Origin of the sequence: Streptococcus sanguinis SK1 = NCTC 7863 (assembly GCF_000194945.1) — a bacterium.
In the GTDB taxonomy this organism is placed as follows: domain Bacteria; phylum Bacillota; class Bacilli; order Lactobacillales; family Streptococcaceae; genus Streptococcus; species Streptococcus sanguinis.
The window spans coordinates 298790-312846 of the sequence record NZ_GL878511.1; the positions used below are offsets into that span (position 1 = coordinate 298790).

The following is a 14057-nucleotide window of genomic DNA, read 5'->3' on the forward strand; positions in this document are numbered from 1 at the left end:
CAAACTGGTCCTCTCTCAGTATGAGTTTTATTGAAATGAGTCGTCCAACTTTTCACGACTGGACAATTCTTCTAGAATTTGATTTTGTCGATAAATGCTTTTAAGCTTTACGTCGTTTTGCAAAAGCCAGTCCCAGCATAGAGAGTAATCCCAATCCTGCCAGTGCTAGAGAAGATTCAGCAGAACCTGTTTTTGGAAGAGCTGCCGGAGCCTGATAGGTCTGAACTGGTTTCTTTCCGTTCTTCACTCCCGTTGTAGTGACTTTCAGAACCTTTCGCTCATTCTTAGAAACGAGGTTGGTTGGATCGTCTGTCTCAAGGGCCGCAAGAGCTGCTTTCAAAGCTTCAAGTTTTGCATTTTCGACTCTATAGGTTTCTTCCTTACTTGCCAAATTTGCTTTAGCATCATTGAGAGCCGCTTCTGCTTCTTTTAGAAGAGCAGGGGCATTTTGCAAGCTAGTAACATAGTCTTTAGCAGCTTGAACAGCGCGTTGAGCCTCTTCCAGAGCTGTAGCCGCAGCAGTTGCCTTTTCTTGAGCGTTTGCTGTAGCTGCTTTCAATTCGGCAAGTTTGGCATTAGCTTCCTCAGCTGTTTTTTGCGCAGTTGCTTGGGCTGTTTCTTTTTCTTTCAAGCTTGCTTGAGCTTTAGCTAAAACTGCAAGCTTAGCCTTGGTTTCTTCAGAAGCCGAATTCTTGCTATTTTCGAGTTCAGCTTGGTAAGTACGTTCCGCCTTAGCCAACTTGTCCTTAGCAGTTTTCACAACCTCACGCAGTAATGGGGCTGTCTCCTGCTTGTTCTGAGCATTTGTCAACGTACGTTGAGCAGCGTCCAACTTAGCTTGCGAAGCCGCTAAATCTTTACGAGCAGCGTCTGCCTCTTGATTATTGGCATTTGGATTGATCAAGGCTGGTGTGATTTTGGAAGGGTCCTTAATATCACCGTCATCATTCGCGAAGAGAAGGAAGTTAATTCGGTTAATAATGCCGTTGTTGCTAAAGTTAACAGCTACATAATCTCCCTTTTTCTGCCTATCTAGGCTGCCAGCTATTTTTTGAGCATAGATTGTTGTTCTAATGGGGTCTCTAAAGCTATCTCCAAGGTCAAATAATTGGAATTTAATATTGTCATAGATAGTCTTCTTCAAATAATCAACGGACACTTTTTCTTGACTGGCCAACGTAGGATAAAAACCAAGCTCATTTAAACCAGTAACTCTATATCCAAACTGATCAAGCCCAAATTTAGCAACCACATCTTTTGGAACATTCACTTGTGAAGTTATAGGATCTTTTGCTTGGGCTCTATATTTTTGCTCACGGGCTGCTTGGCTTAGGGCCGCCGCATAATCTATACTATTTTGCGTTAATGTTACAGGAGCATTGCCTACTTGCTTACGGATTTGGTTGATTAAATCTTGAGCATAGTAGTTAATTTCCAAAAGGATCTCCTTAGGAATATTATTAATATCTACTATACGTCGAACATCCTTTTGACTGCTAATGAAGTTATTACTTGATTTTAGAATCGCTGCCTCTTTTGCAAGCATTTCTTTCGCTTCAGGAGTTAACTGACCCGATCCTTTTTTATCAATAGTTCTTGCTGCCCTGATGTAATCTTGCGATAGGGTAAAAGTATTGTGAACCTGATCTTGAGACGAAAGTTTCGCTTCTTTTTCTTTGATTTCTGCTTGAGCTGCTTTAATGTCTGCTTGGGCTTGATCAATCGACGCTTGTCGTTTCGCATCTTCGGATTCAGCTGTCTTCAACTGATCTTCGTAAGAATCCAGGTTCTTTTGTTCCTTGTCAAGCTCTGTCTTTGCCTTTGTTACCTTTTCACTTACCAGTTTGCTGTCCACATCTTTTTGAGCTGCATTCACAGCATCCTGAGCTGCTTGGGTTTCAGTTTGTGCCTTAGCTGCTTGAGCTTGAGCATCCTGAGCTACAGTCGCCTGTGTGTTTTCTGCTTTTTTAGCTGTATCAAGAGCTGCTTGAGCTTGATTGGCTGCGTTTTCTGCTGGAGCAACTTTCTTCTCAGCTTCTGTCACAGCTGCTTGGGCTTCCGCAATTTTTTGTGCACTTGTATCAGCATTATCTTTCTTAGCTGTTTCAACCTTAGTCTCAGCTGCTGTAACCTGTTCTTTGGCTTGGTCAACAGACGCTTTCGCTTGATTGACCTGCTCCGTTTGCTGTTTAAGAGCTTCTGGGCTTGCAGATAGAGCCTTATCTTGGTTTGCAGATGCATTTGCATCCACTGGAGTTGTATCTGCAGCTACAGTGTGAGCAATGCCAGTACCAGCAAGAATTGCTGCACCTAGAATGACATGTTTTTGGATTTTTTTCATGGGTTTCCTCCTGATATGTTAACAGTATAATGAGAAAAACTTTGTTTGTCAAACTATTTACATGTTTTTTTGAGAACATTTATCGCAAATATGTCCAAAAATAGAATCTCATCTCCATCGCTTCCAAAAAAACTGTGTCTCTAGCTATAATTGTAAAATGAATTTGACTCTTACTAATCTTGCCGATGATAAACTCTTAACCGATTACAAACATAATAGTCATAGAATGCAGAAAACCGCCCGTCAAGCAACGAGCGGTCTTCTTATTCACGAATTTCTTATCCTTTGATAGCAATGAAGGGTGATCCCTCTGTATTATCCGTCGGATCTACACTCTTGACTCCAAAGAGATAGTCTACTGGATACCAGCCATTATTAGCTGCATTATAAGGGTCACGGACATAGGTTTTTCCATTGTCATAGCCTTTGAGAACCAGCTCATGAGTTACTGGATAATGAGCAAAGATGCTAGTACCAACGGCACCTAGGACATGATGCCCTTGCAAAAGCACTTCTTTGACTGCAGAAGCTGTAAACAGGGTCTCAGTCGTCAGATCCCAGTGCTGGGCAGATCGGACAATACCACGGCTGCTGGTGCCAAATCCATCTTTATTAAATTCATTGGTATGGTTATATAGGTAATCCGCAACGGTTGTCGGAAGCACTTCTGTACCAGTAATCCATAACCATGGCTAGCGTTGTCGGCACGCATCCTGTCGCATCCATGCTGTAAGGACCATACTTCTTGCCGCCCCAGCGACCATCACAATGAAGAAAATCTAAACATCAAAGAAAGGCTTAGACACTGTATTCTTGCAGTGATTTTTGTTATACTAGGGATAGAAAGTTCAGCGAGGATGCAAGATGCCCCCAAATAAAGAAGACTATCTCAAGTGTATCTATGAGATTGGCAGCCGCCACAAAAAAATCACCAATAAAGAAATCGCCCAGCTCATGCAGGTTTCACCTCCGGCTGTGACGGAAATGATGAAAAAAATGCTGGCGGAAGAACTTCTGGTCAAGGATAAAAAAGCCGGCTACTTGCTGACTGATTTGGGACTAAGGCTAGTTTCTGACCTCTACCGTAAGCACCGACTGATTGAAGTCTTTCTGGTCAACCATCTCGGCTACTCGACTGATGAAATTCATGAGGAAGCCGAAGTCCTAGAGCACACTGTTTCTGAGCGCTTTGTTGAGCGTCTGGATTCCATGCTCCAGTACCCCAAGATCTGTCCTCACGGGGGTACCATCCCAGCCAAGGGAGAGCTTCTGGACGAAGAAAATCAACTGACTCTGGAAGAGGCTTCTGCCCCTGGTGACTATATTATCAAACGCGTACACGACGACTTTGACTTGCTCAAATACTTGGAAAAATATAACCTGCAAATCGGCCAAACCATCACCTTCATCCAATACGATTCTTTCGCTCAGGTCTATCTTCTCAAGACAGAAACCCAAGAAATCCAAATCAATCCTATGATTGCCCAGCAGATTTATGTGGAAAAACTATAAACAGAACCCAGTTCGGACTTTTTAGTCTAAACTGGGTTTTTATTGACAAAAATAAGATGTCAGATTACAATAAGTGTACTTATAAAATATCTAGAGGGAAAGCTAATGGAAAAATCGCAGTTTAACTCCATCTACAAGGATGAATACAAAAAATCAACCGGTCTGCTCTTTATCCGTACCTACCACAAGTGGCATGGGCTGATAAAAAACAAACTGAGAACGATTGATTTGACCCATCCCCAGTTTGTCGTTCTGACCACTCTTGCTGCACTCCTGCGTCAGCAAGAATGGGTGAGTCAAACCGATATTGCCCGATTTTCTGACATGGATGTTATGACCATATCCCAAATCATCCGCCTCTTGGTCAAGAAAGGTTTGATCATGCGGGAAGTCCATCCCAAGGACAGCCGTGCCAACATCATACTTCTAACGGATACGGGGCTGCAAAAGGTCAACCAAGCCCTCCCTCTAGTAGAAGGCATTGATCAGGCGTTCTTTGGAAAATTAGGAAATAAAACAGAAATATTGAATCAACTCTTAATGGAACTGGAGGCAGAAAATGACTAGATTTTGGGTGGGTGTCGTATCAAAAGAACATGTACTAAGAGGTGTAGAAGGTGGATTTTGCCAAGTTTGCCATGGAAAGAAAGCACCATTGAACCGAATGAAAAAGGGGGACTATCTTCTGTACTACAGTCCCAAGTATCAGCTGAATGGTCAGGAAAAGCTGCAGGCCTTTACAGCAGTTGGCAAGATTCTAGATGACACTGCTTACCAAGTAGAGATGTTTGAAGGCTTTGTCCCATTTCGGCGAGATGTCAGCTACTACCAGCCTGTCAAAGACTGCCCTATTGAGCAAGTCCGACAGCATCCTCAGTGGCGCCAATATGCTTCTCAGATAAGATACGGACATTTCGAAGTTTCAAAAGACTTCTTCCTTTATGTTTTTGAGCAAATGAAACTGGACAACCCTGCAAATCAGTAGAAGCAGCTTCGTTTGACTTACACCTAAACCTTTACTCACCTGTCATCAAATCTAAAGTTCCGATTCTCAAGGAAAATCGGAACTTTTTGATTTGCAGTGAAATTATCGATTTATCAAATCAGCATAAAAGCCGATAAAGTACCCGTAATCACATTTGCTAAGGCATGTATGATCCAGCTGGCTAAAACGGAGCCATCAGATTTCTTTTCATTGACAAAGCCCATATAGGCCGCGATGCCACCCGTACACAAAATGATGAGCAGGGTTTGCTGCCAAGAGAGCACTGTTATAAACATCAAGCCATGGAGCAGACCAAAAAGAGCAGCTTGTATGGTGTTGGCCACTACAAAGGATAAGCGGCTAGCCAATCTCTTTAAAAGAAAACCTCTGAATAGCAGTTCTTCCGACAGAGAAGTTTGAAAAATACCATAAATCAAAACAGCTGGCAAGGCTTGAAAGCCAAGGCCTGAGAAATTCGAAGTCGCTGTATCCAGATTTTTTACAGCAGGATATACTAGCAAAAACGAAAGAAGCAAGAAAGATAGCGAACCCAACAAAATCCACAGCCAGATCTTCCGGTTGCCAGTATCTTTTAGCGGTTTTAAGCCAAGCCATTCTAAAAATGGACTTTTTCTTCTAGCCCTTATCAACCACCAAACAAAAGGAAGAAAAGCAAACAAAGCAATTTGAATCAGAGCATTCAGCATCTGTTGAACTAGATTTCCCATGGTAAAGAGACTCCTTTCTTTTCTTTAATATGATTATACAAGACAAACTTCAAGAATTTATAAAGTAATTCTAAAATATTTCTAAAGAATGATAGGAATCATAAACATAAACAATTCAACGGTTATCGCCGCTTCCACTTGCTTACTATGCTTCTCATTTTTGGACTAAATGATGCCAAAAATCCTTTAAAAACTTATCTCAAAAATATAAGAAAAGTTGCAGATAAAAATAAGGCTATGAGATTAAAGAAAGAAAAAAGTCCTAAAATTTTATCACACAAAATCAAATTTTCAACCTATCTATCCTAGATAATTTTCTTTTTAGTCAAATTCTTCCAGCTCCTGCTTATCCACTTCCTACCCCTCGGGGGTTCAATTTTGCAGGCTTAGTACCATGCCAAAAGCTGTTTTTCCCTTCTTGCCAACCCGCTTACATTTTGCTACAATGATGTCAAAAATCAGTAAGGAAAAATTATGCCACAACAACTTTTTAAAGAATTTGCCCAGCTAGATCAAGTGGAAGCTATCGTTCTCGGTGGCTCTCGTGCTGGACAGCATTTTGACAAAGACTCAGACTATGATGTTTATATCTACTTGACAGGTTCCATTGCTCCCACGACTCGACGCGATATCCTCAGCAAGTACTGCTCCTACATGGAAATTGGCAATCAGTTTTGGGAACTAGAGGATGACTGTGTGTTAAAGAACAAGATCGAAATTGAGCTCATTTACCGTACACTGGATAGCTTTGATAAAGATCTGCAGACTGTCGTCCTAGATCACCAAGCTCAGAATGCCTATACTACCTGTATGTGGCACAATCTGCTTCACAGCAAAATCATCTACGACCGAAATGGTCGCTACGAGACACTTCAGAACAAGTACAGACTACCTTATCCAGCTGAGCTGAAAAAGAATATTATTAAGAAGCAGCTCCTCTTACTCGATCAAGCCATGCCAGCTTTCTCCAAACAAATAGAAAAAGCGCTCAAGCGTCAGGACTTGCTCAGCATCAATCACCGCAGCAGTGAATTTTTTGCTTCCTATTTTGACTTGCTCTTCGCTCTAAACGAACAGACGCACCCTGGAGAAAAGAGAATGCTGGAGTTTGCAAAAACAAACTGCTCGCTATTGCCTCAGCATTTCGAAGAAAATATACAGACCTATTTTCAAAAACTCTACACTGAGCCCGCTGAAGCCATAAAGCTTATCAATCAGCTAGTGACGACCATCAAAGAAGTCATTCCTCAAGAAATTATTGGCGATTTTTAGTAATGTTGTCGGAAACTATCTATTCATTGCTACAGAAGCAAAAAAATTAGGAGTTTGAACACTAGTGTTCAAACTCCTTTTCATGCTTTTTATCAGCGATTCTTTGTATCCAAGATAATAGTCACTGGACCATCATTGATTAGTTCTACCTGCATGTCTGCCCCAAAAATCCCCGTCCGAGTTGCCACCTCCTGCTGCAAGGCAAGATTAAAGGCATCATAAAAATTGCTAGCCATCTCTGGCGGAGCAGCCTTGACAAAGGCTGGCCGATTACCTTTTTTGGTATCTGCATGCAGAGTGAACTGGGAAATCGACAAAATCTCTCCGCCAATGTCCTTGATAGACAGGTTCATTTTACCCTCAGCATCGGAAAAAATCCGCATATTGACAATCTTCCTGACTGCATAATCCATATCCTCCTGACTATCGTCAGGCCCTACGCCTACTAGGAGCAGGAGACCTTGTCCAATACTGCTGTACAGCTGCTGGTCAATGCTGACCTGAGCACGCTTCACGCGCTGAATCACTATTTTCATATCTTTTCCTTTGATTTAACGGTAACTTACAGCTCGATAATGATTTCCGAAAAGAATCAGCCATTAGTCCGCTTGACCGAGTAGACCTCCGGCACGCTCTTGATCTTATCCACCACCGTCGTCAGCATGGACAGATTAGCAATACCAAAAGAAACGTGGATATTAGCAAATTTCATATCCTTGGTTGGCTGAGCATTGACTGTTGAGATATTTTTGGTGGTATTGGACAGAACCTGCAACACATCGTTGAGGAGGCCAGAGCGGTTGAGACCGTATATATCAATGTGAGCCGTGTACTCTTTGGTCGTGTTGTTGTCTTCCCATTCCACATCAATCAGTCGCTGCTCGTAATTTTCCTGAGCCTTGAGATTCATGCAGTCCTGCCGGTGAATGGCTACACCGCGTCCTTTGGTAATATAGCCAACAATATCATCACCCGGTACAGGGTTACAGCATTTGGCAATCCGGATGAGGAGACCAGACGCCCCCTGAATAACCACACCACCTTCGTGCTTAACCTTGAGGGTGTCTTTTTTGTTTTCGACCTTGACCTCGCCGCCCTTAACCAATTCCTCCGCTTCTGCTCTGGCCTTGGCCCGTTCTTCCTCACGGCGCTCTTTTTCTGTCAAACGGTTGAAAATACTAATGGCACCAATCTCACCGAAGCCAATCGCTGCAAAAAGCGCCTCTTCAGTCTTATAGCTGGTCTTCTGCAGCACTTCTTCCATGTGCTTCTTGTCCATGTACTTATTAGCTACATAGCCATGCTCCTGAAATTGAGCCTGCAAGAGCTCTCGGCCTTTGGAAATAGACAGCTCCTTGTCTTGATTCTTAAAGAACTGACGGATTTTATTTCTGGCCTTGCTGGTCTTGACAATATTGAGCCAGTCGCGGCTCGGTCCGAAGGAGTTAGCATTGGTGATGATTTCCACCTGATCCCCTGTCCTGAGCTTGGTTGTCAGGGGCACCATGCGGCCATTGACCTTGGCTCCTGTGGCTTTCTCACCGACCTTGGTATGGATCTCATAGGCAAAGTCAATGGGACCCGAGTCCTTAGGCAGAGAACGCACCGCTCCATCTGGTGTGAAAACGTAAATTTCCTCAGCCAGATAGCTCTCCTTAACTGAGTCAACGAAATCCTTAGCATTGTTAGACTGGTCTTGCAGCTCCATCAACTCCTTGATCCAGTTCATCCCGATGGCTGATTCTTTGCTGTCTACCTGTCCCTTGACACCTTTCTTGTAAGCCCAGTGAGCCGCAACCCCATACTCAGCGACCTCATGCATTTCCTTAGTCCGAATCTGAAACTCAATCGGACCTTTGGGTCCATAAACGGTCGTATGAATAGACTGGTAACCATTGGCCTTGCGGTTGGCAATATAATCCTTGAACCGCCCCGGCATCGGCCGCCAAAGCTCATGAATGTAGCCCAGCATAGCATAAACATCACTTTGAGTATCCAAGATACAGCGAATGGCGATTAAATCATAAATCTCATCAAAACGCTTCTTCTTGTCCTGCATCTTGCGATAGATCGAGTAGATATGCTTGGGCCGGCCATAAATCTTACCGTGCAGATTGCGCTCGCCAGCATAGGTCTCAATCTTCTGAACCACCTCTTCTACCAGAGCTTCACGCTCCCGACGCTTCTCCTTCATCATGTGGGAAATTTTGTAAAATTCCACTTCATTGAGATAACGGAAAGACAAATCTTCCAGCTCCCACTTGACACTGGAAATCCCCAGGCGATGAGCCAAGGGTGCGTAAATTTCCATTGTTTCTCGAGAAATCCGCTCCTGCTTATCCTTGCGCAGATGCTTGAGCGTCCGCATATTGTGGAGACGGTCTGCCAGTTTGACCAAAATAACCCGGATATCCTCCGACATGGCCATCAGCATCTTACGGTGATTTTCTGCCAGCTGCTCCTCGTGGGATTTGTACTTGACCTTACCCAGCTTGGTAACCCCATCTACGATCACGCGCACATCAGTTCCAAACTCTCTTTCCAAATCATCCAGCGTCGCACGGGTATCCTCGACCACATCATGTAGAAAGCCGCAAGCAACCGTTACCGCGTCCAGCTTGAGCTTGGCCAAAATCCCTGCCACCTGAATAGGATGCACGATATAAGGCTCACCTGACCTGCGAAACTGCCCACTGTGACAGTCAATCGCATAGATCAAAGCTTTCTGTATAAAGGCCACATCCTCCGCAGCCAGATATTTTCTCGTAAGGGCCAATACCTGATCGCCCGTCAAATTCACTTCTTTTGGCATCTCGTCTCTCCAATTCCTGCCTACTATTTTATCACTTTTAGCCCGATATGAAAACCTAGAAGACGGTTCATATAAAAACCCGCCTTAAACGGGCGGGAGTTATCCGGTATGAGGCTGGTAAAAACAAAGCCTTACTTATTATGCTGCAATTCCTGAATGCCACTTCTCTTTTGCTGGGCACTTTCTTTGACTTGATTAGAAAATTGACCGACCAAAACTTGATTTAAGCCACCTATAATCTGACCCACAGATCGATCCCAGTCTGTCGCAATAGTAGAGACGTTTTTTTTGACATCATCTCTTTCCTTCTGAACTTCCGCCAATGCTGCCTTACCTAATGTCTTAATCGTCCCTAAAGCCAAAGTTTTAAGGTAAGCGTCTATATCAAGTTTAGCAGCTATTTTACTTTTCCCCATAGATATCTCTCCTTATATGAGCTAAATCTTCATCATATTTATCTGACTTTTTACGAAATCGTTTATCCAAAAGTAAACATTCCTCTTCAACCCCTTCGCGCTCTCTACGATACTCTATCTCAAGATTATCTTGTACTTGAAAAACTTTATCATAAAATTCATGGATAAGCTGAGCGCCTTCTGTAGAACGTCTCAAGCAAGCAACTGTATAATCTTCCATATCTTGTATTTGCTGCCTTGCAGAATGATAGAGGTCATCCGTTTCAGTCATCATTTCTTCGAAATTTCGCTTCTCATCTAAATATTTATCATATTCCGCATTATAGCGTTCTTGAGTACTCCTGAACTGTTCATAAAGCTTATCCTTCTTATTCTCTATATGTTGCCCCATCTTTTGTACTCCCTAGCAAGCCCCTCATCTTTTTTCACTAATTCTTGGATTCCATTAAGAAGTTTAGAACTTAGTCCATCAAATTCTTCTTTAGTCTTGACGGCTTTGTTCCGCATATCTTTCAGCTCAGTTATGATGCTAGTTTCAACGGTATCCTTTGTAGCTCCTACTTGAGAAAGAGCATCTATCACCTCTGCTTCACTTAGCAATCTAGAGACATTCGGCATCGCCTGAGCTTGAGCTAACAGAGCATCCCACCTTCCACTGACTTTAGATACACCATAATCACAAAAAGCCATAATTGCTTCAGTCGAAATAGCTGCCAAGTTTTGCAAACTGGATGCAAAAGTTGTAGCTTGCTCACTATCTAGGTAAATCATTTCAGATCTAGTATAACCAGCAGCAACCATTTTCTGATAGCGTTCACTCAATGCTTTTTTCTTAATATCAAGCTGCTCCATAGCTTGCTTGGCGCGGGCAAGGCGGTAATCCTGAAGATCTGACTCTCTCACATTTAAATAACCTGAGTCATATTCATAACCACCCCACATATGCTGTTGAATCCAGTTATCTTTTCCCTTACTGTTAATTTTTACAAGTGTCCCAACAACTCCCTCGCTCCCCGTTTCTGGGTACTGCATAGCAATGAAGTCTTTCGGATCAACATAGTTAAAAATTTTGTACTTGATTTTATCAACTTGCTTCCTCTGTTTATCAGTTAAAACTAGATAGGTATTGGGCCCCTCATATAGATAGGCCCCATCAATGCGCTGCAGATAGCTGTCTTCTAGGCTTGCCAAAGCGACCTGACCATCCATTGACCCCAGAGAGTGAGCGTAGAGACTAACCCGAGCATTCGGATACTTATCCATCATTTCTTTAAGCCCCTTTGCTGCCAACTCCTGCTGTTTAGCTACTCCCATATTAGTGCCAAGGTACCGAGAACGCAAAATATTCACAGCCATCTGAGTATCTGTAATTCCCCAGTCATTTATCGTGCCTTTTGCACCTTTAATAGATGAGAAATCAAACTCAGAACCTTGAAATAACACGGTAATTTCTTTTACATCCTCAGGTTTAATATTTCCTCCCACCTCTTTATCTGTAATAACATAACCATCTAAACCAAACCGTTCCTCGTCCATCCTTTTGAAGACATTGTTCAGACCATCTTCATTCTTTATATTAGTTCCAGTAGAATCACTAAAAATATCCGAAACATAGCCAATGGTAATATCCGAACCGTCACTTGCTTCAATTGTGATTTCTTTACCAATTTTATATGAATCCGCATTGTATTGCTTCCAGGCTATTTCATTTTTTTCCCTATCATCATAACTAATCATTAATCATCACTCCTCTAGTAACTTCTGAAGACCTTTCGATCTATCCATACCTACAGTTCGTATCGCCTCATTCTCCCCATATTTTCTAAGCCCTGTTGACCCAACAATATCAGGGTCATCATTAATGACAATATCAAACATGATGCCCCCCATAGGATTATGACGGATGGTCTTGTCATCTATTTTATAAGAACGAATCTTCCCCTTATCCGTTAAAGCATGAGGGTCTAATTTTTTTAATTTCTTTTCTATTAAATTTTTCACTTCCTCACTATGGACAATCTTTACCATCTCATTCTGAAATTCTTGATTTTTGTGAGCCATGTACATTCCTCCTCCTAGACAAACAGCCACAAACAAACTGACTATAATTAGTATAATTTTATGCTTTTTCTTCATGGGACACCCCCTATTATTCTTATAATCTATTATATAACATAGGTTTTACAATTTCAATTAAAGCCAGAGATTATCGCTATAACTAGAATAGTGAATCACTTGTCATCACTCCCCTACCAAAGCTTGCAAACCTGCTGATTCATCCATACCAACTGAACTTAGTTGCTCACTTCCGCCATCTTTTTGAATTCCCATTTTCCCAGCCATGCTTATACTATCATTGACGATAATATCAAACATAATGCCTCCCATTGGATTATGACGAATGGTTGAATCATCAATTTTATAGGAACGGATTTTCCCTTTCTCCGTTAAAGCATGAGGATCGATTGCTTTTAATTCCTCCATAATCAATTTCTTTACTTCCTCACCGTGGACAATTCTTGTCATCTCATTCTGAAATTCTTGGTTTTTGTGAGCTAGGTATAGGCCCACTCCCAACAATATCAATACACTTAGGCCAATAAGCCCCATAATTCTATTTCTTCTCTTAGACATATAAACACTCCTCAATCTCTATCAGTTTCATTATATAGTATAAACTATTTTACCAAAAGCAAAAACCCGCCTTAAACGGGCGGGTTGTGGTGAAGAAAGTGATGAACTTCTTCCTTGATAAATTGACAATAAGCGTAGACAAGGTAGCAAGTAGATGCCACACCTAAAAGGGCAACAAACAACTCAAATAAGGCAGACATAGTCATGGCGAACCTCCTCTCCTTATCAGGTAAAGAATGCAGATACGCTTCCCAACTTAGGCAGTCTGATTGTTTCCGTTTTATTTTCCTTTCCGACTTACCCAAGTGAATTCATCATTATTATACCAAAATACGAAAGCGGATACAAGGCAGTGAGACAGCTGATACTAATAATGATTTTATCAAAGTAGATAACATGCTAAATTTGAAGCATCAAAAGTAGAAATACCAATGTTAGCAAATTTTTCCACCATCTTATCTCCTCTTAATTTGACACGGTTTCTCTAAATGAGTAAACATTATCATAGTTGACAGTTACTGAATAATAGTAATAATCATCGTTTCGGTTTGAGCTTCCAAAACCTAAAATCGCCTGCTCTCTTTCATTTTTGTGAAAATACTGATTGATAGTTTGATTTTGAACCGAATAATTAATATCAAACGCCCCGTTGTTGCTATTATAACTTTTGGATTTCATAGATAAAGAAGATAGAAAAGACTGATTAATCGTTAACTTTTGAAATAAGAATCCATCAAAAGGCCATAATTCTTTCGCTTTCCCCTCATCAGAAAAGATAAATTTCCCATCTATATAATCAACTCTTATTGTTTCTTCTGGTTTTTCAGTAATATCATCAGAAGCCCGTGTCTTGGTTAGCACTCCAGAAATTGTGTGATTGCTACTATCCCCTTGTAAAGTTATTTCGATAAGATAAGTCCCACGTTTGATATACACTTGCTCTACTTTAAACCCATCCGGAAATTGCTTAAACAAATCAAATAGATTTTCAGTGGGATAGACGCGACTCACTTCAGCTACCTTATTCTCAATCCAATCTCGGCTGCTCCTCTTTTCTCCACATCCTATTAATCCTATCATGACTCCCCCTAAAAGTAATATTTTGAGAAAAATTCTCTTTTCCATGATATTCTCCTTGTTTATTATACTTAACAAAGTAACTTATTTCAGTCACTCTATAGTGTACCATAAATTTTTAAAACTCTATTTTATTCTACCTCCATCCGATTATTCACTTATCCGCTGATGTCTTCATTCAGTATTTTCAAACCAATATTAGAAAGCATAAAAGCTCTATACTGGAAATTTCTTCTTGATGAGAGCGCTTTAATATAGTATAATATAAGTCTGAAATTCA

At 41.5% G+C, this 14057-nt stretch carries 16 protein-coding genes; 4 read left to right on the forward strand and 12 right to left on the reverse strand.

Features of this window, described 5'->3' with window-relative positions; all coding sequences use genetic code 11:
* Positions 1–100: 100 nt before the first annotated feature.
* Both HMPREF9378_RS00480 and HMPREF9378_RS00475 read right to left on the reverse strand, forming a co-directional pair.
* Complete coding sequence (locus HMPREF9378_RS00480) at positions 101–2341, reverse strand: SEC10/PgrA surface exclusion domain-containing protein (RefSeq protein WP_002901617.1); 2241 nt, start codon at positions 2339–2341, stop codon at positions 101–103.
* Between the two features lie 278 nt (positions 2342–2619).
* The gene (locus HMPREF9378_RS00475) at positions 2620–3006 is read right to left on the reverse strand and encodes a cysteine peptidase family C39 domain-containing protein (protein ID WP_002901619.1); all 387 of its coding nucleotides are present in this window, start codon (positions 3004–3006) and stop codon (positions 2620–2622) included.
* Between the two features lie 199 nt (positions 3007–3205).
* Here HMPREF9378_RS00475 and HMPREF9378_RS00470 point away from each other — a divergent pair, with 199 nt between their 5' ends.
* From HMPREF9378_RS00470 to HMPREF9378_RS00460, 3 genes are all read left to right on the forward strand, one after another.
* Positions 3206–3853: a metal-dependent transcriptional regulator gene (locus HMPREF9378_RS00470; RefSeq protein ID WP_002914462.1), complete on the forward strand. Its 648-nt coding sequence runs from the start codon at positions 3206–3208 to the stop codon at positions 3851–3853.
* A gap of 105 nt (positions 3854–3958) precedes the next feature.
* A complete protein-coding gene (locus HMPREF9378_RS00465) occupies positions 3959–4420 on the forward strand; it encodes a MarR family winged helix-turn-helix transcriptional regulator (protein WP_002901624.1) in 462 nt (153 codons plus the stop codon).
* A complete protein-coding gene (locus tag HMPREF9378_RS00460; protein WP_002901626.1) occupies positions 4413–4838 on the forward strand; it encodes an EVE domain-containing protein in 426 nt (141 codons plus the stop codon). The genes HMPREF9378_RS00465 and HMPREF9378_RS00460 overlap by 8 nt, the downstream gene beginning before the upstream one ends.
* A 113-nt stretch (positions 4839–4951) precedes the next feature.
* Here the strand turns inward: HMPREF9378_RS00460 and HMPREF9378_RS00455 are convergent, their stop codons facing one another.
* A complete protein-coding gene (locus tag HMPREF9378_RS00455) occupies positions 4952–5566 on the reverse strand; it encodes a CPBP family intramembrane glutamic endopeptidase (RefSeq protein WP_002901628.1) in 615 nt (204 codons plus the stop codon).
* A 474-nt stretch (positions 5567–6040) separates the two neighbouring features.
* Between HMPREF9378_RS00455 and HMPREF9378_RS00450 the strand changes: the two genes are divergently transcribed.
* The gene (locus HMPREF9378_RS00450) at positions 6041–6838 is read left to right on the forward strand and encodes a nucleotidyltransferase domain-containing protein (RefSeq protein WP_002914463.1); all 798 of its coding nucleotides are present in this window, start codon (positions 6041–6043) and stop codon (positions 6836–6838) included.
* 92 nt (positions 6839–6930) lie between these two features.
* Here HMPREF9378_RS00450 and dtd read toward each other — a convergent pair whose 3' ends face one another.
* The 9 genes from dtd to HMPREF9378_RS00410 form a co-directional block, all read right to left on the reverse strand.
* Positions 6931–7374 (reverse strand): D-aminoacyl-tRNA deacylase, encoded by a 444-nt coding sequence (gene dtd, locus HMPREF9378_RS00445; RefSeq protein WP_002901639.1) that lies wholly within the window; start codon positions 7372–7374, stop codon positions 6931–6933.
* A gap of 56 nt (positions 7375–7430) precedes the next feature.
* Positions 7431–9650 (reverse strand): RelA/SpoT family protein, encoded by a 2220-nt coding sequence (locus HMPREF9378_RS00440; RefSeq protein ID WP_002901641.1) that lies wholly within the window; start codon positions 9648–9650, stop codon positions 7431–7433.
* A gap of 131 nt (positions 9651–9781) precedes the next feature.
* Positions 9782–10066 (reverse strand): hypothetical protein, encoded by a 285-nt coding sequence (locus HMPREF9378_RS00435; protein WP_002901642.1) that lies wholly within the window; start codon positions 10064–10066, stop codon positions 9782–9784.
* Positions 10053–10457, reverse strand: coding sequence for a hypothetical protein (locus HMPREF9378_RS00430; protein ID WP_002901643.1), 405 nt, complete (start codon positions 10455–10457; stop codon positions 10053–10055). The genes HMPREF9378_RS00435 and HMPREF9378_RS00430 overlap by 14 nt, the downstream gene beginning before the upstream one ends.
* On the reverse strand, positions 10442–11803 hold the full coding sequence (locus HMPREF9378_RS00425) for an alpha/beta hydrolase family protein (RefSeq protein ID WP_002901645.1): 1362 nt from the start codon (positions 11801–11803) through the stop codon (positions 10442–10444). Before HMPREF9378_RS00425 ends, HMPREF9378_RS00430 begins: the two co-directional genes overlap by 16 nt.
* Before the next feature lie 6 nt (positions 11804–11809).
* Complete coding sequence (locus tag HMPREF9378_RS00420; RefSeq protein WP_002901647.1) at positions 11810–12202, reverse strand: DUF1310 family protein; 393 nt, start codon at positions 12200–12202, stop codon at positions 11810–11812.
* Between the two features lie 105 nt (positions 12203–12307).
* The gene (locus tag HMPREF9378_RS00415) at positions 12308–12700 is read right to left on the reverse strand and encodes a DUF1310 family protein (RefSeq protein WP_002914464.1); all 393 of its coding nucleotides are present in this window, start codon (positions 12698–12700) and stop codon (positions 12308–12310) included.
* A gap of 71 nt (positions 12701–12771) precedes the next feature.
* On the reverse strand, positions 12772–12900 hold the full coding sequence (locus HMPREF9378_RS11825; protein WP_260468515.1) for a hypothetical protein: 129 nt from the start codon (positions 12898–12900) through the stop codon (positions 12772–12774).
* A 265-nt stretch (positions 12901–13165) separates the two neighbouring features.
* On the reverse strand, positions 13166–13825 hold the full coding sequence (locus HMPREF9378_RS00410; RefSeq protein WP_002914465.1) for a hypothetical protein: 660 nt from the start codon (positions 13823–13825) through the stop codon (positions 13166–13168).
* Positions 13826–14057 lie beyond the last annotated feature (232 nt).

What these genes read in the sequence shown, in the direction of transcription:
- HMPREF9378_RS00430 (WP_002901643.1), bottom strand. Translation starts at nt 10,457, where the DNA reads ATGGGGCAACATATAGAGAATAAGAAGGATAAGCTTTATGAACAGTTC.
- HMPREF9378_RS00440 (WP_002901641.1), bottom strand. Translation starts at nt 9,650, where the DNA reads ATGCCAAAAGAAGTGAATTTGACGGGCGATCAGGTATTGGCCCTTACG.
- HMPREF9378_RS00425 (WP_002901645.1), bottom strand. Translation starts at nt 11,803, where the DNA reads ATGATTAGTTATGATGATAGGGAAAAAAATGAAATAGCCTGGAAGCAA.
- HMPREF9378_RS00410 (WP_002914465.1), bottom strand. Translation starts at nt 13,825, where the DNA reads ATGGAAAAGAGAATTTTTCTCAAAATATTACTTTTAGGGGGAGTCATG.
- HMPREF9378_RS00450 (WP_002914463.1), top strand. Translation starts at nt 6,041, where the DNA reads ATGCCACAACAACTTTTTAAAGAATTTGCCCAGCTAGATCAAGTGGAA.
- HMPREF9378_RS00470 (WP_002914462.1), top strand. Translation starts at nt 3,206, where the DNA reads ATGCCCCCAAATAAAGAAGACTATCTCAAGTGTATCTATGAGATTGGC.
- HMPREF9378_RS00455 (WP_002901628.1), bottom strand. Translation starts at nt 5,566, where the DNA reads ATGGGAAATCTAGTTCAACAGATGCTGAATGCTCTGATTCAAATTGCT.
- HMPREF9378_RS00480 (WP_002901617.1), bottom strand. Translation starts at nt 2,341, where the DNA reads ATGAAAAAAATCCAAAAACATGTCATTCTAGGTGCAGCAATTCTTGCT.
- HMPREF9378_RS00460 (WP_002901626.1), top strand. Translation starts at nt 4,413, where the DNA reads ATGACTAGATTTTGGGTGGGTGTCGTATCAAAAGAACATGTACTAAGA.
- HMPREF9378_RS00435 (WP_002901642.1), bottom strand. Translation starts at nt 10,066, where the DNA reads ATGGGGAAAAGTAAAATAGCTGCTAAACTTGATATAGACGCTTACCTT.
- HMPREF9378_RS11825 (WP_260468515.1), bottom strand. Translation starts at nt 12,900, where the DNA reads ATGTCTGCCTTATTTGAGTTGTTTGTTGCCCTTTTAGGTGTGGCATCT.
- HMPREF9378_RS00415 (WP_002914464.1), bottom strand. Translation starts at nt 12,700, where the DNA reads ATGTCTAAGAGAAGAAATAGAATTATGGGGCTTATTGGCCTAAGTGTA.
- HMPREF9378_RS00465 (WP_002901624.1), top strand. Translation starts at nt 3,959, where the DNA reads ATGGAAAAATCGCAGTTTAACTCCATCTACAAGGATGAATACAAAAAA.
- dtd (WP_002901639.1), bottom strand. Translation starts at nt 7,374, where the DNA reads ATGAAAATAGTGATTCAGCGCGTGAAGCGTGCTCAGGTCAGCATTGAC.
- HMPREF9378_RS00420 (WP_002901647.1), bottom strand. Translation starts at nt 12,202, where the DNA reads ATGAAGAAAAAGCATAAAATTATACTAATTATAGTCAGTTTGTTTGTG.